Raw genomic sequence first — 25,601 nt, 5'->3', positions numbered from 1 at the left:
GGTATGTCTATGGGGAAAGAAAAATCAGATCTATGGATGGCTATCTCCAAAGCATCAACTACGGGATTTACCATACTTTGTTCTATCGGTATCTGTATGGGTCTTGGTTATGCCATTGATCACTATGTGGGAACGCACCCTTGGGGCGTGCTCCTAGGTGGATTAATCGGTGGATTTCTAGGCCTCTACGGTGTCATACGTCAGTGTATGTAAGGAGACTGTATGAAAGAATATATAACCTATATCAAAAGTCATTGCCGATGGATACTGTCAGTGGCTATACTAGGTGTAGTCGTGTTATGGATACTGGACTGGACTCAGCACATCACGGGTTGGCTATGGGGCATGATGACATATGTTGTATATTTCTTGTATTTAGCCTTTCAAACCTACAAGATGAAAGGCGCCACCTTAGACGATGTGAAACGTCGAGTTTGGATTGGTGTTATGAGTCGGTTTAGCTTAATCGTATTGTTAGTAGGCATAAGCACGCAGATCCCTTCTATTTCCATGAAAGGTGTACTAGGCGGAATCTGTGTGTTTGTTCCTATGCAATATGTTGAGTATAGTATGTATGTACGTCAACGTAATAGGGAATCATCTATGTGAAAGGGGGTGGGAATATGGAGTTACATGCAGGGCATCATCATGTTGTTCAATGGATGGGCATATCCTTTAATATGGATACGCTATACATGACGTGGTTAGTGATGGCAATCATTATTGTAGTCACACTATTAGCTACACGGTCACGGGCCATGGTACCACAGGGGATTCAAAATGTGATGGAAGGCGTGCTAGAAGGATTGACTGGTCAGTTTAAAACGAACCTAGGCAATCAGTGGAAGTTTTTAAGCTCCATCCTATTTACGTATTTTCTGTTTATTTTGGTGAGTAATGAATTGGGCTTGATTCCAAGTCCGCATATCTTGGCATCGCCAACAAATGACATTAACACCACCTTGGGATTAGCCATTTCAAGCTCAATTCTTGTATGGATTGTAGGCTTGAAAGTCAAAGGAATTGGCTATTTTAAGCATTTTGTGCAGCCATTTAAATTATTTATCATCATCAACTTAATGGAAGAAATAGCGAAACCTGTCACATTAGCCTTCCGTTTGTTTGGTAACATACTAGCGGGAGAAATTCTTTTAGAATTATTATATGCCTTGGTACCCTATGTACTTCCTATCGTATGGTTAGCCTTTAGTCTAGCAATCGGTATTATTCAAGCGTTTATTTTTGCCATGCTCGTTACCTCGTATTTGGGGATGACAATTGGAGATGGACATTAATAGTTTAGGAGGAAATCATAATGGAATTATTATTAGCAAAAGCGTATGTATTGGTTGGTTCTGCCATTGGCGCTGGTTTAGCAATTGGTTTAGCTGCGATTGGTGCAGGTATTGGTGACGGTCTTGTATCTGGTAAAGCTTTAGAAGGTATGACTCGTCAACCAGAACAATCTGGTAAATTATTTACAAATATGTTAATTTCTGTAGGCTTAATCGAAGCGGTGCCTATTATCGCAGCAGTTATCGCGATTGTATTAGTGTTCGCAAACCCATTGGTAGACTTACTTAAATAATAGACATTAGCTAAGAGGAGGTATGACCGTTGGTAGATTTAAACGGCACACTCGTACTTCAGATTTTGAACTTTATTGTGCTAGTGTTGATTTTAGCAAAGTATGCGTATAAACCGTTATTGCAAACCATGGAAGAACGGAAACGTCGCATTGAGAATGATCTTACTAGTGCAGAACAAGCTAGAGAAGAAGCGGCTGCGTTGAAAGCTGAATATACAGCGCAATTGCAAGAAGCTCGTAAAGAAGCACAAGGGATTATCGAGACCGCAAAACAACAAGCAGAAGCAGAATCACAAGCACAAATCAAAGAGTTACGAGCTCAACTAGTGAAAGAAAAAGAAATCGCCCGCCAAGAAATTGAACGGGAACGGGAAAAAGCAATGCAACAAATCCGTGCAGAAGTTGTGAATTTGTCTGTACAAGTGGCTGGTAAGTTAATTGGAAAAGACTTTTCCAGTGCTGATAATGTAGCTCTTGTAGAGGATACCATTGCAAAACTTGATAGTACAACTATAAGGTCGTGATACGATGAGTGTAGAAAGAATTGCAGAAACATATAGCTCCGCTATATTTGAATTAGGACAGGAATCAGGTTTGTTACCACAATTTGATACAGATCTTTCCTATGTGCAAGATTTATTTTCCACCCATGAGGAATTACGCCAAATTTTAATCAATCCTATGTTAGAAGTAGCGGGAAAAAAGAAAATTTTACAACAAATCTTTGGTAGTGAAGTGCATCCATTGATTATGAATTTTCTCAATGTTATGGTGGACCGCCGTCGCAGTCCCTATATCATGGAAACAGCTCGTGCTTACGTAAAACGCTCCCGTGAAAGTCGCGGTATTTTGGAAGCGAAAGTAACGGTTATAGAACCACTTTCAGAGGCAATGCGGGAAAAAGTATTACGTAAGTTACAAGAGATCACTGGCAAAGAATGTGTCATCGAAGAATATGTGGATCCATCCATCTTAGGTGGCATGGTCATTCAAGTGGGAGACACTCGGATTGATGGAAGTATGGCTAGACGATTGGAAGAATTAAAAAAATCATTGCTTAATGCAAGTACCAATAAGATTGGGGTGAATGGTTAATTATGAAAATGACGCCTGAAGAAATTACTGCCATTATTAAACAGCAGATTCAGGACTATAATGTTGAATTAAACGTAGATGACGTAGGAACTGTTCTGGAAGTAGGGGACGGTATTGCGCATATCTACGGTCTTGAAAAAGCCATGGCTGGCGAATTGTTAGAGTTACCTCATGGCGTATATGGCATGGTACTCAATTTAGAACAAGATAATGTAGGCGCCGTTCTCCTAGGTAATGACTTCTTGATTAAAGAAGGTGATGAAGTGCGCCGTACAGGCCGCATCATGCAGGTTCCTGTAGGAGATGGCTTAATTGGTCGTGTTGTGAATGCCCTTGGTCAACCTATCGATGGTAAAGGTGAAATTGTGGCAGAAACATATCGTCCTGTAGAATACCCAGCACCTGGTATTGCAGATCGTAAATCTGTATTTGAGCCAATGCAAACTGGTTTGAAAGCCATTGATGCGATGGTACCAATCGGTCGTGGTCAACGGGAGTTGATCATTGGTGACCGTGGTACTGGTAAAACAGCGATTGCTATTGATACGATCTTGAACCAAAAAGGACAAGATGTGATTTGTATCTATGTAGCGATTGGTCAAAAAGAATCTACTGTAGCTCGTGTAGTACAAAAATTAGAAGAAGCAGGGGCTATGGACTATACAATCGTTGTGTCTGCTGGTGCTTCTGAAGGGGCTCCTATGCAGTACTTAGCACCATATTCTGGGGTAGCTATGGGTGAACATTTCATGTACCAAGGTAAACATGTACTTTGCGTATATGATGATTTAACAAAACAAGCTGCTGCCTATCGTGCGATGAGTTTGTTGTTACGTCGTCCTCCAGGACGTGAAGCGTACCCTGGTGACGTGTTCTACTTACATTCTCGTTTATTGGAACGTTCGGCAAAAGTATCTGATGAATTGGGTGGCGGATCTATTACAGCTTTACCAATTATCGAAACACAAGCAGGTGACGTATCTGCCTATATCCCAACGAATGTAATCTCCATCACTGATGGACAAATTTTCTTGGGTACAGATATGTTCTACTCTGGCGTTCGTCCGGCAGTTGACGTAGGTTTATCCGTATCTCGTGTAGGTGGTAGTGCGCAAATTAAAGCGATGAAACAAGTAGCTGGTAAATTGCGCTTGGAATTGGCACAATATCGTGAATTGGCGGCTTTCGCGCAGTTCGGTTCTGATTTGGATGCCTCCACAAAAGCACAATTAGATCGTGGTGAACGCTTAACTGAAATGTTGAAACAACCACAATACTCTCCGTTAAAAGTAGAAGAACAAGTGGTATGTTTATATGCAGGTATTAATGGCTATTTCAAACGATTAGCTGTTCATGATGTACCAGCATTCCAAGATGCCTTATTACACTATGTACATGGTAATTATGCCAATGTATTAGCATCAATTAGAGATACTAAGAAATTAGAAGAAGATACAGAAAAAACATTGCAACAAGCGATTTTAGAATGTATTGATGTCTTTGGTGCTACTCACGAATTATTACCAGAGGAGGCGTAATCTATGAGTAGTGCACAAGACTTACGCAAGCGTATAAAAAGTGTCACTAATACGCAGCAAATTACAAAAGCTATGAAAATGGTAGCATCTGCTCGTCTACGTCGTGCACAACAAAAAGCGAAAGGTACTGAACCTTATACTGAACGTCTCCGCCACATGCTGCATCAAAGCATGTCCTCTCTAGATGGGGGCGCAGATTTACCGCTACTCACAGTTCGTCCTGTGAATAAGGTAGCCTATGTGGTGGTAGGTGCTGATAAAGGTTTGGCTGGTGCTTATACTAGTAATATCATTAAATACGTGCAATCCTTGCTCAAGGATACGCCAACAGATGCCTATGGTTTATTCACAGTGGGTCGTAAGCCAACCGAATATTTCACAGGCCATGGCTATTCTGTAGTCTCTGAGTTGCAAGGCTTTTCTGATAAACCAGGCTTTCATCATGCTCAAGACATTGTGGAACAAGTGAAAACCATGTTCTTGTCTGGTGAGGTGGATGAAGTGGTATTGGTATACACTAAGTTTGTGAACTCCTTATTGCAAGAAGTGACTCATGAGCGCTTATTACCTCTTTCATTAGAGTCCGATACAGCAGAGAACGGTGAAAGTTTATTCTATCCGGATCAAGGGTCTGTATTGGAACAATTGTTGCCAGCCTATGTAGAAAGCACTGTGTATAATGCATTGCTACATGGGGCTGCTAGTGAATTAGGTGCCCGTATGACGGCCATGACATCCGCTACTGATAATGCAGGCGAATTGATTGGTACCTTGCACTTAGAATACAATAAGTTGCGCCAAGCAGGTATTACTAACGAAATTTCTGAAATCGTAGGCGGTGCAAACGCATTGCAATAATAGATAAAGGAGTATCTCGTATATGAGTACAAATATAGGTAAAGTAGTTCAGGTTATTGGACCGGTGGTAGACGTAGTCTTCCCAAAAGGTGAATTGCCTGCTATTTACAACGCAATTACTATTACAAAAGGCGACGAACAAGCATCTAAGATTGTTGTAGAAGTGATGCAACATTTAGGTGATGACACAGTTCGTTGTGTTGCTATGAGTTCCACTGATGGATTGACTCGTGGTATGGAAGCAGTGGACACAGGAGCCGCTATTTCCGTTCCTGTTGGTGATGGTGTACTAGGTCGTATTTTCAACGTATTAGGCGAAACAGTAGACCACGATCCAGCAGAAGTGAAAGTGAATGAACATTGGCCAATTCACCGTGCGGCTCCAAAATTTGATGAATTAGCACCAGAAACTAATATTTTAGAAACTGGTATTAAAGTCGTAGACTTAATTGCGCCATATGTAAAAGGTGGTAAAATCGGTCTATTTGGCGGTGCCGGTGTAGGTAAAACAGTTCTAATCATGGAATTGATTCATAACATCGCTACAGAACATGGTGGTTACTCCGTATTCGCAGGCGTTGGTGAACGTACCCGTGAAGGGAATGACCTTTGGAATGAAATGAAAGAGTCTGGCGTATTGTCTAAAACAGCGCTTGTTTATGGACAGATGAATGAGCCTCCTGGAGCACGTATGCGTGTAGCTTTAACAGGTTTGACGATGGCGGAATATTTCCGTGATGTGCAACAACAAGACGTGTTGTTATTCGTAGATAACATTTTCCGTTTCATCCAAGCTGGTTCCGAAGTATCTGCCTTGCTAGGTCGTATGCCATCTGCCGTTGGTTACCAACCAACATTGGCCAATGACGTAGGGGCCTTACAAGAACGTATTACATCGACAAAAGAAGGTTCCATTACGTCTGTACAAGCCGTATATGTACCTGCCGATGACTTGACTGACCCAGCGCCAGCAGCGACATTTGCTCACTTGGATGCTACTACAGTATTGTCTCGTTCCATTGCAGAACTTGGTATTTACCCAGCTGTGGATCCATTGGATTCCACAAGCCGTATCTTGGATCCATTAGTATTAGGGGAAGAACATTACTCCGTAGCTCGTGGCGTACAAGAAGTACTTCAAAAATACAAAGATTTACAAGATATCATTGCCATCTTAGGTATGGAAGAATTGTCTGAAGCGGATAAATTGACCGTAGCTCGTGCTCGTAAAATTCAACGTTTCTTGAGTCAACCATTCTTCGTAGCCGAAGTATTTACAGGCAGTCCTGGTAAATATGTGCCATTGAAGGAAACATTGCGCGGTTTCCGTGAAATCCTAGAAGGTAAACATGATGACTTACCGGAAAGTGCTTTCTACATGGTGGGAACTATCGATGAAGCTGTTGCCAAAGGAAGGGACATGTTAGGGAAAGGAGAATAATCTATGAGTACCATGCATGTAACAATTATTACTCCTGATGAAACAGTGTTTTCTGGAGACGCAACGATGGTGGTAGGGAAAGCTCTCGATGGAGAGTTTGGTATCCAACCACATCATATGCCCTTAGTGAGCGCTTTGGCGCCAGGGGCGATTCGCATTGACCATGATGGCAAGAGTGAAGAGTTTATCCTTCCAGGAGGATTCCTAGAAGTGGAAAACAACTCTGTGTATATCACGACAGCCTCTTGTGAACGTGCCTAATTACATATCGAAGAGATAGAAAAAGGGTTGTACCGAACTACTGTAGTAGTGTTGGTACAACCCTTTTGTGGTATGCATAGTTGTTTACATGTTATTTAGGATAAGATGTAATGCAATTAAGCGATTCCATGAATAAGATGATACATACATAGATAGTACCATATACAATAGAAGAAAATTGCTAAGAGTACATTTATTTCCCAATGTTGTTTTATGTATATATTAATTATGGATAGTATCTAAAAATAACTTAATACGGCGTAATGCCTCTTGGATGGTTTCCTTAGAAGAAGCATAGGAACAACGGATGCGGTTAGCACCGCAGGTGCCGAAGGCAGAGCCTGGTACAACGGCTACATGTTGTTGCTCTAATAACTGTTCGCAGAAATCTTCATCGGATAAACCTGTTTGAGAAATATCTGGGAACACATAGAAAGCTCCTTCTGGTACGGCAATCGGTAGGCCCATGTCTTGGAATCCTTTCACGATCATGTCGCGCCGCTCTAGGTAATCTTGACGCATAGCGATAACGGAGTCATCGCATTCGTTTAGAGCTACGATGGCAGCGTGTTGCACTGGTGTAGCAGGTGCGACGATGCTGTACTGGTGCAATTTAATGCAAGCTGTAATAAACTCAGAAGGTGCACAAAGGAAGCCGATGCGAAGACCTGTCATAGCATAGGACTTGGAGAAACCGTTTAAGATGATAGTGCGCTCTTTCATGCCCGGTAAGGACGCCATAGATACATGATCCTTGTGGTAGGTGAGCTCTGAGTAAATTTCGTCAGAGATGATGATCAGGTCATGGGCTTTAGCGAACTCTGCAATAGGCAATAAATCTTCGTAGTCCATGATGGCTCCTGTAGGATTGCTTGGGTAACACATTAAAATAGCTTTTGTTTTTTCTGTTACAAGCTTTTCCAATTCTTCTACACGAAGTTTAAAGCCATCTTCTAAATGTGTGGGTACAGGAACTGCTTTGCCACCACACATGTGAACTTCTGCTTGGTGAGCTACGTAGGATGGATTTGGGATTAACACCTCGTCTCCTTCGTTCAAGAGGGCACGTAAAGACAAATCGATGGCTTCACTAGCACCGATGGTGAGCATCATTTCATCTGTGCCGTAGTGTACGTGGTAACGGCGGTTGTACCAATTGCTAATGGCTTCGCGTAATGGCAAGATGCCTGCATTGGGGGAGTAATTCGTTTCCCCTCGTTCCACGCTGGCTACCAGTGCATCTAGTACAGGTTGTGGTGGGATGTAATCGGGTTCCCCAACGCAAAGAGAAATCACATCGTCCATAGCTATGGCTTTTTCCCAAAATTTACGAATCCCAGAAGGGGGCAATGTTTGTGTCATAGTTGAAAGATAATTGTTCCAGTTCATAGATTGTCCTTTCTGATACATGATGCATGTATCTCTATGTCAAATGTCAGGATGTTGTGCCGACTGATATGGATAGTTGCTCTTAAGAGTGTATACAGGCGGTCACAACACCTAGTAGAATGATAGAATAAATAATAGTAACAGTGTACCACATTCTTAGAAAAGAACCTAGTGGATTAGAGGTTCTTTTTTATTGCATATAGTGTATAATTGTAGGTATGACATAGCATTTCATAAGAACTTATGTCATACTATAAAGATAGAGAATCAGATAACAGATTCTCAAACACTGTTGCCGTAGCATTTTGGTAACAGACCTTCAGATTGATTATAAAAAGATAAAATAGAGTATATTGTAATGATGGGAAAGGAGTTACCGATGGAAACATTTTCCGTTACCTATGCATTGCATGTTCCAACGTATGAAGAGGCGAAGCAAGTGGCTTGGTCCATACAGGTGGAGCAAACCATTGAATTTCCTTATGAATTATTAGGGGAAAGCGACCCACGTCGTCAAATGGTGGGACAATTGCTTTCCTTGGAAGAAAAAGAAGATTGTTTTTTGGCAAAAATCGCCTATCCTGTAGAAACATCAGGCTTTGAAGTAACACAGTTTTTAAATGTAGTCTTTGGCAATTCTTCCCTACAACCACACATTTGGGTAGTGGATATTGAGTTTAGTCCTAGTTTGCTAGATGTGTTTACAGGGCCTAAGTTCGGCTTAGCTGGCATTCGAGAATTATGCCAGACCCCAACTCGCCCCATGATTCAAGCCGTGATTAAACCTATGGGGACACCCAATGAAGAGTTGGCTCGTATGTGTCATGCCTATACTATGGGAGGCGCCGATGTGATCAAGGATGACCATGGATTGACGAATCAATCTTTTTCGCCCTTCAAAGATCGTGTGTCACGATGTGCCCATGCAGTACAGGAGGCGAATGCTAAAAGTGGTCATCACACCCTCTATGCAGCCAATGTATCTGGGGATGGTACAGATGTGCTAGAGCGGGCCCATTATGCGAAAGAAGCAGGTGCTACAGCTCTGATGGTAGCCCCTTCCTTAATCGGATTTGGCTGGCTACATCGATTGGCTACCGATGATTCTTTGAACTTGCCGCTCATCGTGCATCCTGCTATGATGGGTGGATTCACATTACCCGGTACATCAGGAATTGCCGCTACGATTTGGATGGGCTTATTGCCACGTATTTTCGGCGGGGATATGAATATTTTCGTGTCTTATGGTGGACGATTTACATTTAAACCAGACTTGTGTCGTCAAATTTGTGATAGTAATCGTGGACCATTGGCGTCGATTAAATCGTCTTGTCCATCTCCAGGTGGTGGCGTGACTGAGGCCCGTTTGCCAGAGTTGGTAAACATTTACGGCAAAGATACCATGTTCCTTGTAGGGGGCGATATGTTCCGACGAGGACCAGATTTAACAGAGAATATGAAAGCTTTCATAGATGTATTAGAAAGAAGCTAGGAACAATGACAACAAAAGAGAAAGAGTTAGAAGTTCATGTCGTGGCTAGCGGTAGTAAAGGGAATTGCACCATTATTCGCAGTTCTCACAGTGCAGTGATTGTTGATGCAGGTATTAGTTGCCGAAGGATTACTAATGCTTTGCAGGATTTAGAGATACCCAAACATATGGTAGAAGGGATTGTTATTACCCATGAACATTCTGACCATATTGCAGGGGTACCACAAATGATTAAGCAAATGGGTTTACCTATTATCACGAGACCTAATACAGCACGGCGCCTTATGGATAAATTTAGCGTATCTGCAGAGTGCTTTCAAACGTTAGGGACGAAAGAAGTAACCATAGGAGATATGGTACTGCAACCATTTTCTACGAGTCATGATGCGGTAGATCCCATTGGTATCACTTGTTATAAAGGGCAGACAAAAGCAGCTTTATTAACGGATACAGGCATGGTATCAAAGGAGATGCTAGAGCATTTACATGATACAGATTTGTTGGTATTGGAAGCCAACTATGATGAGCATATGTTGTTATATGGGCCATACTCACCAGATTTAAAACGTCGAGTGAAGGGTCATGCAGGTCATCTATGTAATATGACGGCTATGAAAGTATTATCAGCCTTGAGACGACCTAAGAATATGGAAGTTATTTTTGCCCATCGTTCAGAGCAGAATAATTCTCTCCACTTAGTAGAACAATTATCAGATCGTTTGTTAAAGTGGTGTAAAACACAAGGACAAATGGGATTTACTGCATATCATGGGGATCCCAAAGAGTATACCTCGATTGGTGTAGTTTAGTCATATATAAAACGTCTTAGTTTGAAATATAGTAAACGTCTTAGGAGATATGATAGTATGAAATTTTCTATCTATTGTATAGGAAAGTTAAAAGAACCTTATTTGCGGGAAGGAGTAGCGGAATTTGTTAAACGATTGCAACCCTATGGGGGAGTGACGATTACAGAACTGCCGGAAAGTAAATTAGGAGATAAACCTAGCCCATCAGATAAGCAAAAAGCACTCTATGATGAAGGGCAACGGTTATTGAAATATTGCAATCCCCAAGCCTTTGTTGTGTTGCTAGATGTGTACGGCAAACAAATGAGCTCAGAGGAGTTGGCAAAGCGGATTAGTGAATTAGAAGTACAAGGGCATAGTGAGATGATCTTTTTCATTGGAGGAGCCTTTGGTGTATCGGAAGAATTACGACAGCGGGCACAGTGGAAATTATCCATTAGTCCCATGACTTTCACCCATCAAATGGTGCGACTTGTGCTAGTAGAACAATTATATAGAGCTTGTAAGATTAATCGAAATGAACCATATCATTGGTAGGAAAGGAGATATGCATGGCAAGTGCAATTGAAAAAGGAATTACTTATGTGTCAGCGGATATACAGGAACTACCCTTGGAGGATCCTGAATTTATTGGGCATTATAAAACAGAATTAACCGAAGGGAAGGAAGATATTCTTGCCATTGAAGGTGAAATCCAAAATTTGGTACAAGGATATGAGGCTCTCTTTGTCGAATTAAAAGAAATAGGGCAATCTGAGACATTAGACGAACATCATGGTATGGTTAGCGATAATATACGTGAGTATAAAAATGTAACAGCTACGATTTGCACCGTTTTAGATACTTATATAGATATGGCTAATATGATTCATCAAATGGAAACTTCTGGTGGTAATCCAGCGTATTTATTGCATCGTAAACAAGAATTATTAGAACAGAATGTAGAACTGAATAAAATTTTTGACCGTGTAGATTATTATATTTCTACAGTGGTGGATATGCTTGCAAAGGAAACAGATGTGGTAAAAGCTATGCTAGAGAGCAAGCACACTGTATCTGAAGAGGAGACAGTGCATATTTTATTTCTACATCAGACAGCATTGAGTACTTGTGTAGATATCAATAAATTGTTAGTGGAACGATTACAATTAATGGTACCTCGCCTCGAAGGGTTACGAGAAGATGTGATGAAAGTACAGGTTCATTCTGTAACAAATGATGTAGAAGAACGTAGAAAGCGATTGCAAGAATTACGTCAACAAGCGAAAATAGAAGATGTAACAGATTACGTGGATTTAGAAGGGCAATATCGTCATGCTTATGATGTGGAAGGAAACCACATCGGAACTCAAGAAGGGGGCGATGGTGGTAACCGTAAAAGTTTGACTGCCATTTTGGTTGTAACAGCGATAGTGATTGCTATCTTTGCTGCATATGTATATATGAAATAGGAGGATGTAACCATGACATTACAAGAGATTATGAACAAATATCCAATTACTGTTGGTAAAGATGAACAAATTACAAATGTAGCTAAATTGATGGTAAAACACAATTTAACAGCCATTGCTGTCGTAGATGAAGAGAATAAATTAATCGGTATTGTGTCGGAAGGGGATTTGTTGTATAAAAAAGTTCGTCCTCATGCGCCACATTATATCAATATCTTAGGTGCTAATATTTATTATGGTGGCATCGGTGAATACGATGGACAATTTAAAAAATTAATGGCTACTCATGTTGAAGAAATCATGACTACAGAAGTGATTACTGCCTATGCAGATGCAGAAGTAGAAGTGACTGTAGGAGCTATGGTAGAAAAGCATTTAAAAAACTTACCAGTTGTTGATGATGCATATCATCTAGTTGGTATGGTAAGCCGTCATGATATTATGAAACTTATTGCTGAAGAACAAGGTAAATAGGGAAATAATTGCACTATTGACAACTTTATGATAATATTAAGAATGCAATATTAAAACTTATAATTTGGGTGTACTATACCCTAAGGAGGAAATAGTTTCATGAAAGCAACTGTAACTGCTGTTGATCAGCACAAGGTATCTATTACAATCGAAATTCCAGCGGAAGATGTGAAAAAAGGCTTTGCACAAGCTGTAAAACGCATCGCTGGTCAAGTTAATATTCCAGGCTTCCGTAAAGGTAAAGCACCTCGTAAAATTTTGGAAATGAACTATGGTAAAGAAGCTATCGCTGAAGAAGCGTTTGAATTATTAGCAGGTCGTGCTTATACAGAAGCACTTCGTGAAAATGAAATTATTCCTGTTAGTGAGCCAGAAATCGATCGTGAACAATTCGAAGAAGGTAAAGATTTGATTTTCAAGGCTACAGTAGTTAAACAACCAGAAGTTACATTAGGCGACTACAAAGGCTTAGAAGTAGAAAAACAAGATGCTACTGTTACTGACGAACAAGTAGAAGAACAATTAAATAATATCCGTAGCCAACAAGCTAAAATGGTAGCAGCCCCAGCAGATGCAACTGTACAAAAGGATGATTTTGCAACAATCGATTTTAAAGGTTTCATCGATGGTGAAGCATTTGATGGTGGTGAAGGTAAATCCTACCCATTACAAATCGGATCTGGCAGCTTCATCCCTGGCTTTGAAGATCAATTAATCGGTCACAAAGCTGGTGAGGATGTGACTGTCACTGTTTCTTTCCCAGAAGACTATTTCGTAGCAGAATTAGCTGGTAAAGAAGCAAAATTTGAATGTCATATCCATGATATTAAACGTAAAGAATTGCCTGAAATCACTGATGAATTCGTACGTTCCGTATCTGTAGGTCAAGGTAAAACTGAACCAGCATACAATACAGCAGAAGAATTCAAAGCAGATCTTCGCAAACGTATGGAAGATGATGCTGCACGTCGCGCTATTGACGCATACAATGCAGGTTTAGTGGAACTAGCTGTTAAAAATGCAACAGTAGATATTCCTGAAATCATGATTGAAGACCGTGCTGAGCAAATGGTTCAAGAATTAGCAATGAATCTTGAAGGCCGTGGTTTGAAATTGGAAGACTACTTAAAATTCTCTAACAAAACTATCGAAGCATTACGTGAAGAAAATAAAGCCGCAGCAGCTGAAAACGTTCGCGCTGACTTAGTATTAGATGAAATTGCAAAAGCAGAAAACGTTCAAGTTACTCCAGAAGATATGAACTATGAAATCTTTGCTATGTCCCAACAATTTGGTGCTGACCCTAAAGAAGTATACGATATCATTGTAAAAGAAGGTCGTGTATCTATGTTAGCAAGTTCTGTAGCACGTAAAAAAGCAGCTCGTTTCATCATAGAGAATGCTAAAGGTGCTGAAAAAGCTGAATAATTGCTAATGCAGGTACATGTATAAGAGGTGTTAGATGTCTATGTATGTGCCAATCGTAGTAGAGCAAACTGGTCGTGGTGAGCGATCCTACGATATTTATTCTCGTCTATTGAAAGATCGAATTATTCTATTAAGTGGCCCCATTGATGATACGGTAGCAAATAGTATCGTAGCGCAATTGCTGTTCTTAGAATCTGAAGATCCAGATAAAGATATTCATTTATACATCAATAGCCCAGGTGGTGTGGTAACAGCAGGTATGGCGATTTACGATACTATGCAGTACATTAAACCTGATGTGTCTACAATCTGTGTAGGCTCAGCGGCTAGTATGGGTTCATTGTTGCTCACAGCGGGAGCACCTGGTAAACGCTATGCATTGCCTCACTCTCGTATTATGATTCACCAACCATTGGGCGGTGTCCAAGGGCAAGCTTCTGAAATTGAAATTCATGCTCGTGAGATATTGCGTTTGCGAGAAGAATTGAATGGCGTGTTAGCACATCATACAGGTCAGCCTATTGAGGTGATTGCACAAGATACAGATCGTGATAATTTCATGTCTGCAGAAGATGCAAAACGATATGGCTTAATTGATGAAGTGTTAACTCGTCCATCTTCAACAGAAAAATAAGGAGACAGGGGTTTGAATAAAGACGATAAAGAAAGACGTTGTAATTTTTGTGGTAGAGCAGAAACAGAAGTCGAACGATTAATAGCGGGCCCTAATGTATTCATTTGTAATGAATGCATTGATGTATGCCAACATATTATTGAGGAAGACAAAATTGAAGAACTACCGGAGACGTTTGATTTAAACGATATCCCGACTCCAAAAGAGATTAAAGCTCATCTTGATCAATACGTAATTGGTCAAGATGACGCTAAAGTTTCCTTGGCTGTAGCCGTATATAATCATTACAAACGTTTGCAACATGATAATGTCATCGATGATGTGGAACTACAAAAGTCCAATGTATTATTTATTGGACCTACTGGTAGTGGTAAAACATTATTGGCTCAAACATTAGCAAAAATGTTACAAGTACCATTTGCTATGGCAGATGCTACTAGTTTGACAGAGGCAGGCTATGTAGGGGAAGATGTAGAGAATATTCTTCTTAAACTGATCCAAGCTGCCGACCATGATATAGAGCTAGCTGAACGCGGTATCATCTACATTGATGAAATCGATAAAATTGCTCGCAAATCAGAAAATCCGTCTATTACTCGTGATGTATCTGGTGAAGGGGTACAACAAGCATTACTGAAAATCCTAGAAGGAACAGTAGCCTCTGTGCCACCACAAGGGGGACGGAAACATCCAAATCAAGAGATGTTACACTTAGATACAACAAATATCTTGTTTATTTGCGGTGGTGCTTTCGATGGCATGGAAAAAGTGATCACGAAACGAACTGCGAAAAAAACATTAGGTTTTGGTGCAGACATTCAAAAGAAAGAGGAACAAGATGTAGCCTCTATTTTAAAAGAAGTCGTACCAGAAGATTTACAAAAATTCGGATTAATTCCTGAATTTATCGGACGATTGCCAGTGATGGTTACGCTCAGCCCACTTGATGAAGAGGCATTAATTAAAATTTTGACAGAGCCTAAAAATGCATTGACTAAGCAATACGAAAAAATGCTGTCTTTAGATGATGTAAAATTAGTCTTTGAATCAGATGCACTCCGTGAGATTGCGAAAGAAGCCTTAGAACGCAATACGGGAGCACGCGGATTACGGGCCATTATCGAAAAAGTTATGAAACGTGTGATGTATGAAGTACCATCTATGAAAGATGTAAAAGAATGCATCGTAACAGATAAAGCGGTTCGTGGCGAAGAAGAGCCAATACTCAATAAATGAGTCCACGCTGAAGAAATCAGATAGTAAAGGCAAAGAAACTCATTTCATAGGCGGAATGGGTTTCTTTTTATCATATAGTACTGGGGGTTCAATGGAAACTAAACCTATGACATTACCGATGGTTCCCTTACGTGGAATGGTCGTATTTCCCAAAGTAGTAACACAATTAGATATTGGTCGTACTACATCTGTACAAGCTGTAAAGGCAGCTATGGATAAAGATCAATATTTAGTGGTATCTACTCAAAAAGATGAAAGTATCGAAAGTCCTACATTAGAAGAGTTAGGTCGTGTAGGGACAATTGTTAAAATAAATCAAATGCTTCGTTTGCCAGGTGGTGTAGTTCGTATTTTAGTAGAAGGTGTGACACGTGTTAACATTGATACTATTCTAAGTACTGAACCTTTTTACGAAGCCGTTGTAACACCATTAGAGGTTATTCATGAAGACCCAATGGAAGAAGAAGCATATCGTCGCATTTTGCAATCTAAATTTGCTCAATGGGTAGAGGTTATTAAACCAACAACAGATGAAGGATTGGACCAAGTATTAGGCAGTGCTGATGCTAGTGAATGGGCAGATCAGGTAGCCTTTCTTGTACCTATCCAAACAAAGGTGCGTCAAAGCATTTTAGAAGAGTTATCTGTTAGCCGTAGATTGAATATGGTAGTTGGTGTATTAAATACAGAACTGCAAATCAATGATATGGAAAACTCTATCAATAACCAAGTTCGTCAATCTATGGAAAAAGCACAAAAAGAATATTTCTTGCGTGAAAAGATTCGTATTATCCATGATGAATTAGGTGACAAAATGGATCCTGATCAAGAGGCAGAAGAGTTACGAGAAGAGCTAGCGAAACTAGAGTTGCCAGAGGATATCCATAATCGTATCGACAAAGAGATTACGCGATATAGTCGTATGCCACAAATGATGCCAGAATCCAATATTTTGCGTAATTATATTGATTGGTTATTGCAGCTCCCTTGGAATACACTGTCTGATGATCGCTTAGAATTGAAAGAAGCCAGCGAGGTGCTTGATGGTGACCATTATGGTTTAGAAAAAATCAAGAAACGGATTCTAGAATTTTTGGCAGTGCGCAAGTTATCTGGTAAACAAGGCGGTTCTATTTTATGTTTAGTAGGGCCTCCAGGGGTGGGTAAAACATCCTTGGCTAGTTCCATTGCAAAAGCAATGAATCGTAAGTTTATCCGTGCTTCCTTAGGTGGTGTTCGAGATGAAGCTGAAATTCGTGGCCATCGTCGTACCTATGTAGGCGCCTTGCCTGGTCGTATGATTCAAGGACTAAAGAACGCTGGTACTCGAAACCCTGTATTCTTGCTTGATGAAATTGATAAGTTAGCGTCTGATTATAAAGGGGATCCATCCTCTGCCTTATTAGAGGTGTTGGACCCTGAACAAAACAGTACATTCAGTGACCATTACATTGAAATTCCATTTGACTTCTCTGATGTATTTTGGATTACTACTGCTAATGTAGCAGGGAATATTCCTAGACCATTATTGGATCGTATGGAAATCATCGAGCTCAGCAGCTATACAGAGGAAGAAAAACTAGAAATTGCTAAACGCTACTTAGTGCCAAAACAAATTGAAAAACATGGTTTGCAAGAGCAAGGAGTGAAACTATCCGATGCTGTATTAAAACGTGTTATCGCTGAATATACTCGTGAAGCTGGTGTACGTACCCTAGAAAAAACGATTGCTAAGATTTGTCGAAAACTAGCATTTGCTGTGGTTACAGAAGGTGAAAAAGCACCAAAAGTAACGGTAAAGAATTTGGAAGATTATTTAGGTACCCCTAAATTTGTAGAAGAGTCTCGTGAAAAACAAGCTCAAGTAGGTCTTGTATATGGTCTTGCTTGGACCTCTGTAGGTGGCGTGGTATTGCCATGTGAAGCGACAACCATGCAAGGCACAGGGAAATTAAACTTAACCGGTAGTTTAGGCAAGGTCATGCAAGAATCTGGTCAAGCGGCTATGTCTTATATTCGTCATCGCCAAAGTGAGTTGAAATTACCAGAAAAATTCCATAAGGAACTGGATATTCATGTGCACTTACCAGAAGGGGCTACGCCTAAAGATGGCCCATCTGCAGGGATTACGATGACCTTGGCTATTGTATCTGCGTTAACCGGTAGAAAAGTACGATCTGATATTGCCATGACAGGTGAAATTACTTTGCGTGGTAGAGTGTTGCCAATCGGTGGTTTGAAAGAAAAATTATTAGCTGCACTTCGCTATGGAGTGAAAGAAGTACTTATTCCTGAAGGCAATAAAAAGGATATCCAAGACTTACCAGATATCGTAAAAGAAGGATTGCTTATTACTCCTGTAAAAACGATGGAACAAGTATTAGAAAAGGCATTACTATGAAGAAAAAACCAGCAGTAAAACGCCATCCAAAACCAGTGTATACTAGAAAAGAGATAACAGGTCCACGCATCATCGCAGCAAAATATATAGCGTCTGCGGTAAAGGCGGATCAATACCCAGAAGGTGATACCATTGAAATCGCCTTTTTGGGACGATCCAATGTGGGAAAATCTTCTTTGATTAACTCTTTATGTAATTATAGAGGATTAGCACTGGTCAGTGGTACGCCGGGTAAAACGAAAACGATCAACTTCTTTAGTATAGAATCAAAAGAAGATTTACCAGATGATATGGAACGTCGTTTTGATTGGTTCTTAGTGGATTTACCAGGGTATGGATATGCTAAAACAGGAGGCTCCAATACCAATATTTGGTCTTCTTTTATTGCTAATTACATTTTACAAAGCGAACGGATGATGCTACTTTGTTTACTCATTGATGGGCGTCATCCAGAGTTGCCCATTGATCAGGAGGCCTTTGATTGGTTGCAATCACACGGCGTACCTTTGCAAATTGTGGTAACAAAAGCGGATAAGTTAAAAATGAATGAGCGACAAAAACAGTTAAAAACTATTGAAGAGCGATACCCAACAGGGTATCCACCAATTTTGTACAGCTCTTTAAAGCATACAGGTCGTGATCGTTTATTAGCACGTATTAATGCAGTCTTATTGGGGGAAGAGGAATGAGTATTCTTACAGATGCACAAATGAAACTGCGCGTATCTAAAGATTTAGAGCGTGTAGAAACATATTTGCAACAATCTCTACAAACTGGTGCAGAGGATTTTAATGCACTCATTCGTCCTCTTTCCGCAGGGGGCGGCAAGCGATTACGGGCGCAATTGTGTTTGTTGATTGCTTTGAGTGGAGATTCTAATCAAGAAGATAGAGTGCGTATGGCGGCAGCTATTGAGATGCTGCACTTGGCTACACTCATTCATGATGATGTGTTAGACCAAGCAGAAGTACGCCGAGGAGTTACGTCTATTCATTGCACAAAAGGCAATAAAGTGGCCATCCTTAGTGGAGACTATTTGTTTGCTAAAGCATTTGGTATTGTAGCTGAAATCGGGTCCATTCCATGTTTAACCATTTTTTCTGAAATTATTTCTGCCTTGGTAGAAGGCGAATTTATGCAAATGGAAGATGTGTACCGATTAGATCAAGGTACAGAACGATACCTACTAAAAACACAAAAGAAAACAGCAGATTTCATTGAAGGTTGCTTAGCATTAGGTGGCATTCTTGGTGGATGGTCAGAGGAGCATATTTCATTATTGCGCACCTATGGTCATGGTTTAGGCATGGCTTTCCAAATTACTGATGACGTGATGGACTATCGTGAGCAAACAGTCACTACAGGTAAGCCAGTCGGCAAAGATGTGAAAGAAGGTATTTTGACATATCCTTTATTATCTGTCGTAACTCCTGACAATACAACGCATGTAACGAATATGATTGAAGACATTCGCAATGGAAAAGATACAAAGGAATTGATGGAGTATGTGACGGCTAAAGGTGGTATCGATCAAGCCTTAGCTCTTGAGGCAACATATCGTAAACAAGCGGAGACAGCCCTACAACAACTACCATCTTTCAAAGGAAAAGATATTTTGCAAACTGTTCTTGATAAATTGTCGAACCGTAAGGTGTAGTATGAAAGAATTTCAAGTAAAAAACTTTGAAATGAGTGCCAAACGTCCATCCTTGAATAGTGTCATAGAACAAAGAAAGCGTCTTGCTCAACAACAGGTAGAGCAAGACGCCTTGTTGCAACAGGATACCTATACGGAAACAGAAGCGAAACTTATGCAAGAGGCGTCCTCCATGTCTGTGGTGGACCACTTAAGTGAACTTCGCACACGTTTAGTAATCGCTATAGTGGCAATTATTATAGGTACCTTGGGGGCGTACTATTATGTGGAAGATATTCTGCAAATTTTAGTGGCACCAGCAGGAAAATTATATTATACAAAACCAACAGAAGCCTTTTTTACATATATGAAGATTTCCTTAGTAGCAGGTTGTATTGTATCTAGTCCTGTATGGTTTTATCAGATTTGGGCTTTCATTGTACCGGCCTTGTCGAAAGGCGAGAAGAGGGTCACTTTTATGGTGGTGCCTACAGCGGTGGTCTTATTTGTGGTAGGTGTACTATTTTCATATTACTTAGTATTGCCTATGGCTATTCAGTTTTTTATTGGCTTTGGTACAGATGAATTACAACCATTATTTTCTATAGGGCAATATATCGATTTTGTGATTGCCTTTATTTTACCCTTTGGAATTACGTTTGAACTGCCGCTTATTTTGATTGCTTTGGGTATACTTGGTATTCTTTCATCTGATCGATTACGAGAATATAGGAAAATGTTTATTCTCTTGGCCTTTATTATCGGTGCAGCTATTTCTCCGACCCCAGATATGTTATCACAAACTATGATTGCGGGACCTATGATTTTACTCTATGAAATTAGTTATGGTGTGTTACGATATATTGTAAAAGTATGAGCATTTGGTTCATATTATGTTCATAATTATAGTGTATACTGATTCAGAAACTAATTAGTGTATATAAAGGATGTAATATGAGACGAAAGATAATCATAGGTATCCTGAGTATTTGTGCTATTATATCTGCTGCAGTAGGCACATGGTATTGGTGTAATGCCAAACAAAATAGTATATCTGTAGAGTCCACATCGATGGATGCGGACACTGTTAAGCTAAAAAAGGTGGCTTTACCAGAAACAAAAGTTGTGCCCACAACAGATAAGGTAGAAACTAATGATGGACCTGACCCTATTATGGTAGATGCCAAAGGGGCAGTTAATCTGTATAAAAAACAATATCCAACGGCGCAAATTAAAGGGATAACCTTTGCAGAACAAGATGGACGCAAAAGCTACGAAGTAGCAGGTGTTTCTTCGGAGGCTGGTCATAGTGTGATGATTGATGCAACCACTGGCCAAGTTATAAGTGCAGAAGTAGATACAGCACCAGAAAATTTAAAAGAATCTACAGCTATCGACTTAGGAAATTTAATTAATCCTGATGAGGCAAAGCAAGTGGCTATTACTATTTTAGGTAGTAGTGCTCGTCTAATACGATGGGAACTTGAAACAAAAGAATATGTGGCTAGATACCATATGGTATTAGATGTGAACGGTGACATTATGCATGTTGTTATTGATGCTAATTCCAGTCAGGTAATCGAAGTGACTAAAGAAGGATAAAAGCTATTCAATCCAAAAAGGTTGAATAGCTTTTTTGTGTTATTTCTGTTGCAATAATGGATCTACCATACCATTATCAGTGAAAGCCTGTTCTCTATCACGGCATGTGCCACATGTATGGCATGGGGTAGAGCCGCCTTCATAACAAGACCAGGTAAGGTGGTAAGGAACCTGTAAACGCAATCCTTCTTGTATGACTTGGGATTTGTTCATATCATTGAGAGGAGCATAGAGGCGCACTTTGTTATAAGAACCGATGTAAATGGCTTCATTCATATGATGGTTGAAGTCAGGTCGACAGTCTGGGTACGCATTGCCTGCAGCATCATCAGCATGGGCGCCGATATAGATGGTCACTTCTTCCTCAGGATATAGACTGAGAGCTAAACTAGCCGCCATGGATAAAATTAAGCCATTTCGGAACGGCACATAGGTGGATACTGAGCCGGTTTGGGCAATTTGTTCACCATAGGTACGGTGATCGATGCTTTCAGTAGAAGAAGATAAGAGGGACGAGTTGGAGTAGGACATCACTTGAGTCAGGTCCAGTTCATAATGGGAAACGCCATAATACTGGGCAATGGCTTTGGCGGAATCTAATTCTTTTTTGTGCTTTTGCCCGTACCAAATGGATAGGGCGCTCACATTGTCTGTGCCGAGAACATCGATGGCCATGGCTAAGCAGGTGGTGGAATCTACGCCACCACTGGATAATACTAGTGCTTTCATAGGAAACCTTTCATAGAAATAAAAAAATTATAAGTGAGTACTGACATAGAACAGATGATGTACTATAATAGTAAGGATAAGATTGTTATAAAAGGAGATAGTATGCGTTTACGTAGAAAACCATGGATTGATGAAGCAATCCTAGAATATAATACATATACTGTACTAGAGAATCACGAAGTTTTCAAGGGAAAATGGCGTGAAAGTTTTGCAGATCCATCTAAACCTTTATATATGGAATTAGGGACGGGAAAAGGCAAGTTCATTGCTGGTATGTGTGAAGCCCATCCAGAAGCAAATTTTGTGGGCTTTGAAGTGCAAATTGGAGTGCTATACTATGCCGCTCAAAAGTTATTTGAACAACAAGCTGAGAATGGTAAAGTGAGCTTATTTGATATTGCGGGGATTGAAGAAGTAGTAGCACCAGGAGAGGTAGACCGGTTCTATATTAACTTCTGCGACCCATGGCCAAAAGCTAAGCATGCGAAACGTAGATTGACCTATCACACCTTCTTAGATCGATATGCACGATTATTGAAGGAAAATGGAGAAATCCACTTTAAAACAGATAATGAAGGCTTGTTTATGTTCTCTTTGGAGGAGTTTACAAACTCTGGTTGGACATTAAAAAATGTAAGTTATGACTTACATAGTACGGATATGCCTAATGTGCGCACAGAATATGAAGAAAAATTTAGTGCCAAAGGGCAGCCAATTTTCCGCTTAGAGGCTATTAAGCCAGCTAAAGGAAGTGATACGACAGATGCAGGAAAATAGTCATACTTCATCTAAGCCATCATCTAGTGTATGGCAAAATATTCGATCTTTTTATCGTAGTATCATCAAGCATGATGGACAAGGTATATTAGTACCTCTTTTTGGGATTATTTTAATAGGATTTTTTAATGGTTACAGTGCTACCTATACTACGACCCTACAAGGGGGAGATAATTGGAAACCATTTTGGTTCTTATTAGGTAAACAACTAGTCTTTTTAGGGGCTGGTATTCTTGTAGCCTGGAGATTCTATTTGTTTGATTACCGTAAATGGGCAGACTCAAAGGTACAACTAAAGATGTTTTTGTTTTTACTCTTTTTGTTGCTCATTGTATTTTTACCCTTCTTAGGGCATGGTGCTAATGGGGCGCGACGTTGGATTGGATTGCCTTATGGAATGACATTACAGCCATCTGAATTTGCTAAATTAGCAGCTATTATTTGGGCGGCCTATAGTATTGATAGACATGTGAAAAAGCATGGGAGAATGTACTTGTATGAATATTATGACTGGGGTGGGAATACACGGTTACATGGACTTTGGAGTTGGTGGAATCGTGTCATAGGAAAACTGAATGCCCTGTGGAAGGCCCTGCGAGGTACACCGGGGATATTTCACCCTAACTTATTAGTGCCAGCTGTATTTACAGTTCCTTTTGTGTATGCTTTCATTACTATGTTTCAACCAGATATGGGCACAGCTGTATTAATTTTCAGTTTTCCCGTGATCATGACCTTTTGCGTAGGTTATTACAGAGGGCATAGGAAATATTTAGGTATAGCATTTGGCGTTGTACTAGCTATTGCGTATCCCTTAATTGCTTTTGTGTCCTATCGACTGGATCGGGTTCGTGCCTATTATGATCCATGGTCAGATACTACGGCTAATGGATATCAAGTGACACAGAGTATACTGAGTGTGTCGATTGGTGGATTTTGGGGCGAAGGCTTTACAAAGGGAATTTCCAAATATAATTATTTGCCAGAGGCTCATACAGACTTTGCTTTTTCTATTTTCTCACAAGAATTTGGCTTATTAGGTGTGTGCTTGGTTATCTTTTTATTTCTTTGGTTTACAAAATATGGACTTTCCATTGCTCGTCAATCTAGAGATTTATTAGGTCAAGTATTAGCGGTAGGTCTTACATTTTTTATTACAATTCAAGCATTTTTTAATATTGCTATGGTGGTGGGAATGCTACCAGTAACGGGGGTACCTTTACCATTTATCAGTTATGGGGGATCCTCATTGGTGACAAATTTTGCTGTCATAGGAATATTATTAAATATTGCGCGCCGTAATGAATATGCACGCAAACAAATAGGAACGACACGTCATTTGCCGTCCATTGGCGAAGAAACGCGCCATCGTTTTCAACCTAAGTCTTAATGTTTTAAGTGTGATTCACACAGAAAGAGATGCACCATGAAAGATTTTATTGATGTTCACGAACGCCCGTCTTTCGCTAAGTTATTGCCACTTAGTTTTCAGCATTTATTTGCTATGTTTGGGGCTACTGTATTAGTACCATTCTTATTGAAAGTTGACCCAGCGACGTCCCTGTTCATGAACGGTATTGGAACTATTTTATACGTATTAATTTGTCAAGGAAAGATTCCTTCCTATTTAGGTTCTAGCTTTGCTTTCATTGGACCAGTAGGTGCTGTGGTAGCCTCTGGCATGACCTATGGAGCAGCACAAGGTGGTTTTATTGCCTTTGGTGTGTCTTTTATGCTATTGGCTTTGTTAGTTAAATATATTGGTATTAAATGGATTGATGTATTATTCCCTCCTGCCGCAATGGGCGCGATTGTTGCGGTTATCGGTTTAGAAGTTGCCCCTGTAGCTATGGGTATGGCAGGTATCATTGGAGATCAATGGCAAAGCTTTGGCATGACTCATGAGCAAGCGTTATTTTTATCCTTATTTTCCTTATCTGTGACAATCTTGGGTACCGTATTATTCCGTGGATTCTTTGCAGTGATTCCAGTATTAATTGGTGTGGTATCTGGCTATGTAGCTGCTGCAATCATGGGAGTAGTAGATTTCGCAAGCGTAGCCAATGCTCCTTGGTTTGCATTCCCTCAATTCTATGAGCCAGAATTTAATATCAATGCTATCTTAATGATTATGCCAGCTTTATTCGTAGTATTTGCAGAACATGTGGGTCATATTGTAGTAACAAGTAATATCATTGGTCGTGATTTAATGAAAGATCCAGGATTGAGCCGTTCTTTATTTGCAGATGGTTTATCTAATGTGTTATCCGGTTTATTTGGTGCTACACCGAATACAACATACGGAGAAAATATCGGTGTTATGGCGATTACACGTGTATTCAGTACCTTTGTTATCGCTGGCGCCGCAGTACTTGCTATCTTGTTCTCCTTCGTTGGTAAAGTTGCAGCTTTAATCCATGCTATCCCAGTTCCAGTAATGGGTGGTGTAAGTATTTTATTATTCGGTATCATCGCTGCCTCTGGTTTACGTATGTTGGTAGAACGTAAAGTGGATTATACAAAATCTTCTAATCTAATTTTAACCTCTGTAGTACTAGTTATCGGCTTGAGCGGTGCTAAATTAGCAATCGGCCCAGTGGTACTGCAAGGTATGGGATTGGCAACAGTAACAGCCATCTTATTGAGCGTTATCTTTGCGATTTTCCGTAAAACAGGACTTGGAAATGCGGAACTCAAAGACTAATCTTGCTCCCCTATGTAGCCTGTGGCGTTATTAATTGAATATGATAAAAAGGAAGAGC

Annotated in this window: 28 protein-coding genes; 26 read left to right on the top strand and 2 right to left on the bottom strand. The window is 40.2% G+C overall.

The annotated features are described in order from the left end of the window. The first annotated feature begins 9 nt into the window (after positions 1–9). The 10 genes from EO119_RS01725 to atpC are packed head-to-tail and all read left to right on the top strand — an operon-like array spanning position 10 to position 6,781. A complete protein-coding gene (locus EO119_RS01725; RefSeq protein WP_164723754.1) occupies positions 10–213 on the top strand; it encodes an AtpZ/AtpI family protein in 204 nt (67 codons plus the stop codon). Positions 214–222: 9 nt separating this feature from the next. Further along, on the top strand, positions 223–609 hold the full coding sequence (locus EO119_RS01720; protein ID WP_126940435.1) for an ATP synthase subunit I: 387 nt from the start codon (positions 223–225) through the stop codon (positions 607–609). Between the two features lie 14 nt (positions 610–623). Beyond that, on the top strand, positions 624–1,295 hold the full coding sequence (atpB, locus tag EO119_RS01715; RefSeq protein WP_009353413.1) for a F0F1 ATP synthase subunit A: 672 nt from the start codon (positions 624–626) through the stop codon (positions 1,293–1,295). Positions 1,296–1,315: 20 nt separating this feature from the next. Continuing rightward, a complete protein-coding gene (gene atpE / locus EO119_RS01710; RefSeq protein WP_009353316.1) occupies positions 1,316–1,588 on the top strand; it encodes a F0F1 ATP synthase subunit C in 273 nt (90 codons plus the stop codon). A gap of 29 nt (positions 1,589–1,617) precedes the next feature. Further along, positions 1,618–2,112 carry a F0F1 ATP synthase subunit B gene (atpF, locus tag EO119_RS01705; protein ID WP_009353350.1) on the top strand — a complete coding sequence of 165 codons (495 nt, stop codon included), beginning with the start codon at positions 1,618–1,620 and terminating at the stop codon, positions 2,110–2,112. A 4-nt stretch (positions 2,113–2,116) separates the two neighbouring features. After that, the gene (gene atpH, locus EO119_RS01700) at positions 2,117–2,683 is read left to right on the top strand and encodes an ATP synthase F1 subunit delta (protein ID WP_062401500.1); all 567 of its coding nucleotides are present in this window, start codon (positions 2,117–2,119) and stop codon (positions 2,681–2,683) included. 2 nt (positions 2,684–2,685) lie between these two features. Then, positions 2,686–4,221, top strand: coding sequence for a F0F1 ATP synthase subunit alpha (atpA, locus tag EO119_RS01695; RefSeq protein ID WP_009353315.1), 1,536 nt, complete (start codon positions 2,686–2,688; stop codon positions 4,219–4,221). Positions 4,222–4,224: 3 nt separating this feature from the next. After that, complete coding sequence (gene atpG, locus EO119_RS01690) at positions 4,225–5,079, top strand: ATP synthase F1 subunit gamma (protein ID WP_126940434.1); 855 nt, start codon at positions 4,225–4,227, stop codon at positions 5,077–5,079. Positions 5,080–5,101: 22 nt separating this feature from the next. Continuing rightward, complete coding sequence (gene atpD, locus EO119_RS01685; protein ID WP_009353331.1) at positions 5,102–6,520, top strand: F0F1 ATP synthase subunit beta; 1,419 nt, start codon at positions 5,102–5,104, stop codon at positions 6,518–6,520. A gap of 3 nt (positions 6,521–6,523) precedes the next feature. Further along, complete coding sequence (gene atpC, locus EO119_RS01680) at positions 6,524–6,781, top strand: ATP synthase F1 subunit epsilon (protein ID WP_062401503.1); 258 nt, start codon at positions 6,524–6,526, stop codon at positions 6,779–6,781. A 222-nt stretch (positions 6,782–7,003) separates the two neighbouring features. Here atpC and EO119_RS01675 read toward each other — a convergent pair whose 3' ends face one another. Next, positions 7,004–8,170, bottom strand: coding sequence for a pyridoxal phosphate-dependent aminotransferase (locus EO119_RS01675; protein ID WP_126940433.1), 1,167 nt, complete (start codon positions 8,168–8,170; stop codon positions 7,004–7,006). A gap of 379 nt (positions 8,171–8,549) precedes the next feature. Between EO119_RS01675 and EO119_RS01670 the strand changes: the two genes are divergently transcribed. From EO119_RS01670 to EO119_RS01610, 13 genes are all read left to right on the top strand, one after another. Then, the gene (locus EO119_RS01670) at positions 8,550–9,662 is read left to right on the top strand and encodes a RuBisCO large subunit C-terminal-like domain-containing protein (protein ID WP_126940432.1); all 1,113 of its coding nucleotides are present in this window, start codon (positions 8,550–8,552) and stop codon (positions 9,660–9,662) included. 5 nt (positions 9,663–9,667) lie between these two features. Further along, positions 9,668–10,471 carry an MBL fold metallo-hydrolase gene (locus EO119_RS01665; protein ID WP_126940431.1) on the top strand — a complete coding sequence of 268 codons (804 nt, stop codon included), beginning with the start codon at positions 9,668–9,670 and terminating at the stop codon, positions 10,469–10,471. Between the two features lie 57 nt (positions 10,472–10,528). Next, complete coding sequence (gene rlmH / locus EO119_RS01660) at positions 10,529–11,008, top strand: 23S rRNA (pseudouridine(1915)-N(3))-methyltransferase RlmH (RefSeq protein WP_009353345.1); 480 nt, start codon at positions 10,529–10,531, stop codon at positions 11,006–11,008. Positions 11,009–11,022: 14 nt separating this feature from the next. Beyond that, on the top strand, positions 11,023–11,922 hold the full coding sequence (locus tag EO119_RS01655; RefSeq protein WP_126940430.1) for a hypothetical protein: 900 nt from the start codon (positions 11,023–11,025) through the stop codon (positions 11,920–11,922). A gap of 12 nt (positions 11,923–11,934) precedes the next feature. After that, positions 11,935–12,396 carry a CBS domain-containing protein gene (locus EO119_RS01650; protein WP_009353341.1) on the top strand — a complete coding sequence of 154 codons (462 nt, stop codon included), beginning with the start codon at positions 11,935–11,937 and terminating at the stop codon, positions 12,394–12,396. Positions 12,397–12,495: 99 nt separating this feature from the next. After that, complete coding sequence (gene tig / locus EO119_RS01645; RefSeq protein ID WP_009353430.1) at positions 12,496–13,824, top strand: trigger factor; 1,329 nt, start codon at positions 12,496–12,498, stop codon at positions 13,822–13,824. 40 nt (positions 13,825–13,864) lie between these two features. Next, on the top strand, positions 13,865–14,458 hold the full coding sequence (clpP, locus tag EO119_RS01640; protein WP_197413483.1) for an ATP-dependent Clp endopeptidase proteolytic subunit ClpP: 594 nt from the start codon (positions 13,865–13,867) through the stop codon (positions 14,456–14,458). Between the two features lie 12 nt (positions 14,459–14,470). Next, a complete protein-coding gene (clpX, locus tag EO119_RS01635; protein WP_009353388.1) occupies positions 14,471–15,694 on the top strand; it encodes an ATP-dependent Clp protease ATP-binding subunit ClpX in 1,224 nt (407 codons plus the stop codon). A 91-nt stretch (positions 15,695–15,785) separates the two neighbouring features. After that, positions 15,786–18,095: an endopeptidase La gene (lon, locus tag EO119_RS01630; RefSeq protein ID WP_009353271.1), complete on the top strand. Its 2,310-nt coding sequence runs from the start codon at positions 15,786–15,788 to the stop codon at positions 18,093–18,095. Beyond that, positions 18,092–18,784 carry a ribosome biogenesis GTP-binding protein YihA/YsxC gene (yihA, locus tag EO119_RS01625; RefSeq protein ID WP_009353280.1) on the top strand — a complete coding sequence of 231 codons (693 nt, stop codon included), beginning with the start codon at positions 18,092–18,094 and terminating at the stop codon, positions 18,782–18,784. The genes lon and yihA overlap by 4 nt, the downstream gene beginning before the upstream one ends. Beyond that, positions 18,781–19,752, top strand: a complete 972-nt coding sequence (locus EO119_RS01620) for a polyprenyl synthetase family protein (RefSeq protein WP_126940429.1) — start codon at positions 18,781–18,783, stop codon at positions 19,750–19,752. The genes yihA and EO119_RS01620 overlap by 4 nt, the downstream gene beginning before the upstream one ends. 1 nt (position 19,753) lies before the next feature. Further along, positions 19,754–20,608: a twin-arginine translocase subunit TatC gene (gene tatC / locus EO119_RS01615; RefSeq protein WP_009353409.1), complete on the top strand. Its 855-nt coding sequence runs from the start codon at positions 19,754–19,756 to the stop codon at positions 20,606–20,608. Between the two features lie 77 nt (positions 20,609–20,685). Beyond that, positions 20,686–21,333 (top strand): PepSY domain-containing protein, encoded by a 648-nt coding sequence (locus EO119_RS01610; protein WP_126940428.1) that lies wholly within the window; start codon positions 20,686–20,688, stop codon positions 21,331–21,333. A gap of 39 nt (positions 21,334–21,372) precedes the next feature. Here EO119_RS01610 and queC read toward each other — a convergent pair whose 3' ends face one another. Continuing rightward, positions 21,373–22,062, bottom strand: coding sequence for a 7-cyano-7-deazaguanine synthase QueC (gene queC, locus EO119_RS01605; RefSeq protein WP_126940427.1), 690 nt, complete (start codon positions 22,060–22,062; stop codon positions 21,373–21,375). Between the two features lie 102 nt (positions 22,063–22,164). Between queC and trmB the strand changes: the two genes are divergently transcribed. The 3 genes from trmB to uraA are packed head-to-tail and all read left to right on the top strand — an operon-like array spanning position 22,165 to position 25,543. After that, on the top strand, positions 22,165–22,839 hold the full coding sequence (gene trmB, locus EO119_RS01600) for a tRNA (guanosine(46)-N7)-methyltransferase TrmB (RefSeq protein ID WP_009353360.1): 675 nt from the start codon (positions 22,165–22,167) through the stop codon (positions 22,837–22,839). Further along, entirely contained in the window at positions 22,826–24,229 is a 1,404-nt protein-coding gene (locus EO119_RS01595) for an FtsW/RodA/SpoVE family cell cycle protein (RefSeq protein ID WP_126940426.1), read from the top strand. The genes trmB and EO119_RS01595 overlap by 14 nt, the downstream gene beginning before the upstream one ends. Positions 24,230–24,265: 36 nt before the next feature. Beyond that, positions 24,266–25,543: a uracil permease gene (gene uraA / locus EO119_RS01590; RefSeq protein WP_126940425.1), complete on the top strand. Its 1,278-nt coding sequence runs from the start codon at positions 24,266–24,268 to the stop codon at positions 25,541–25,543. The last annotated feature ends 58 nt before the right edge of the window (positions 25,544–25,601 follow it).

The sequence above is a fragment of the Veillonella sp. CNR 79/14 genome (genome assembly GCF_003992185.1).
Classification (GTDB): domain Bacteria; phylum Bacillota; class Negativicutes; order Veillonellales; family Veillonellaceae; genus F0422.
Note: the sequence above shows the minus strand (reverse complement) of the source record. Positions and strands in the feature narration are given on the sequence as shown.

What these genes read in the sequence shown, in the direction of transcription:
- EO119_RS01725 (WP_164723754.1), top strand. Translation starts at nt 10, where the DNA reads ATGGGGAAAGAAAAATCAGATCTATGGATGGCTATCTCCAAAGCATCA.
- EO119_RS01720 (WP_126940435.1), top strand. Translation starts at nt 223, where the DNA reads ATGAAAGAATATATAACCTATATCAAAAGTCATTGCCGATGGATACTG.
- atpB (WP_009353413.1), top strand. Translation starts at nt 624, where the DNA reads ATGGAGTTACATGCAGGGCATCATCATGTTGTTCAATGGATGGGCATA.
- atpE (WP_009353316.1), top strand. Translation starts at nt 1,316, where the DNA reads ATGGAATTATTATTAGCAAAAGCGTATGTATTGGTTGGTTCTGCCATT.
- atpH (WP_062401500.1), top strand. Translation starts at nt 2,117, where the DNA reads ATGAGTGTAGAAAGAATTGCAGAAACATATAGCTCCGCTATATTTGAA.
- atpA (WP_009353315.1), top strand. Translation starts at nt 2,686, where the DNA reads ATGAAAATGACGCCTGAAGAAATTACTGCCATTATTAAACAGCAGATT.
- atpG (WP_126940434.1), top strand. Translation starts at nt 4,225, where the DNA reads ATGAGTAGTGCACAAGACTTACGCAAGCGTATAAAAAGTGTCACTAAT.
- atpD (WP_009353331.1), top strand. Translation starts at nt 5,102, where the DNA reads ATGAGTACAAATATAGGTAAAGTAGTTCAGGTTATTGGACCGGTGGTA.
- atpC (WP_062401503.1), top strand. Translation starts at nt 6,524, where the DNA reads ATGAGTACCATGCATGTAACAATTATTACTCCTGATGAAACAGTGTTT.
- EO119_RS01675 (WP_126940433.1), bottom strand. Translation starts at nt 8,170, where the DNA reads ATGAACTGGAACAATTATCTTTCAACTATGACACAAACATTGCCCCCT.
- EO119_RS01670 (WP_126940432.1), top strand. Translation starts at nt 8,550, where the DNA reads ATGGAAACATTTTCCGTTACCTATGCATTGCATGTTCCAACGTATGAA.
- EO119_RS01665 (WP_126940431.1), top strand. Translation starts at nt 9,668, where the DNA reads ATGACAACAAAAGAGAAAGAGTTAGAAGTTCATGTCGTGGCTAGCGGT.
- rlmH (WP_009353345.1), top strand. Translation starts at nt 10,529, where the DNA reads ATGAAATTTTCTATCTATTGTATAGGAAAGTTAAAAGAACCTTATTTG.
- EO119_RS01655 (WP_126940430.1), top strand. Translation starts at nt 11,023, where the DNA reads ATGGCAAGTGCAATTGAAAAAGGAATTACTTATGTGTCAGCGGATATA.
- EO119_RS01650 (WP_009353341.1), top strand. Translation starts at nt 11,935, where the DNA reads ATGACATTACAAGAGATTATGAACAAATATCCAATTACTGTTGGTAAA.
- tig (WP_009353430.1), top strand. Translation starts at nt 12,496, where the DNA reads ATGAAAGCAACTGTAACTGCTGTTGATCAGCACAAGGTATCTATTACA.
- clpP (WP_197413483.1), top strand. Translation starts at nt 13,865, where the DNA reads ATGTATGTGCCAATCGTAGTAGAGCAAACTGGTCGTGGTGAGCGATCC.
- lon (WP_009353271.1), top strand. Translation starts at nt 15,786, where the DNA reads ATGGAAACTAAACCTATGACATTACCGATGGTTCCCTTACGTGGAATG.
- yihA (WP_009353280.1), top strand. Translation starts at nt 18,092, where the DNA reads ATGAAGAAAAAACCAGCAGTAAAACGCCATCCAAAACCAGTGTATACT.
- EO119_RS01620 (WP_126940429.1), top strand. Translation starts at nt 18,781, where the DNA reads ATGAGTATTCTTACAGATGCACAAATGAAACTGCGCGTATCTAAAGAT.
- tatC (WP_009353409.1), top strand. Translation starts at nt 19,754, where the DNA reads ATGAAAGAATTTCAAGTAAAAAACTTTGAAATGAGTGCCAAACGTCCA.
- EO119_RS01610 (WP_126940428.1), top strand. Translation starts at nt 20,686, where the DNA reads ATGAGACGAAAGATAATCATAGGTATCCTGAGTATTTGTGCTATTATA.
- queC (WP_126940427.1), bottom strand. Translation starts at nt 22,062, where the DNA reads ATGAAAGCACTAGTATTATCCAGTGGTGGCGTAGATTCCACCACCTGC.
- trmB (WP_009353360.1), top strand. Translation starts at nt 22,165, where the DNA reads ATGCGTTTACGTAGAAAACCATGGATTGATGAAGCAATCCTAGAATAT.
- EO119_RS01595 (WP_126940426.1), top strand. Translation starts at nt 22,826, where the DNA reads ATGCAGGAAAATAGTCATACTTCATCTAAGCCATCATCTAGTGTATGG.
- uraA (WP_126940425.1), top strand. Translation starts at nt 24,266, where the DNA reads ATGAAAGATTTTATTGATGTTCACGAACGCCCGTCTTTCGCTAAGTTA.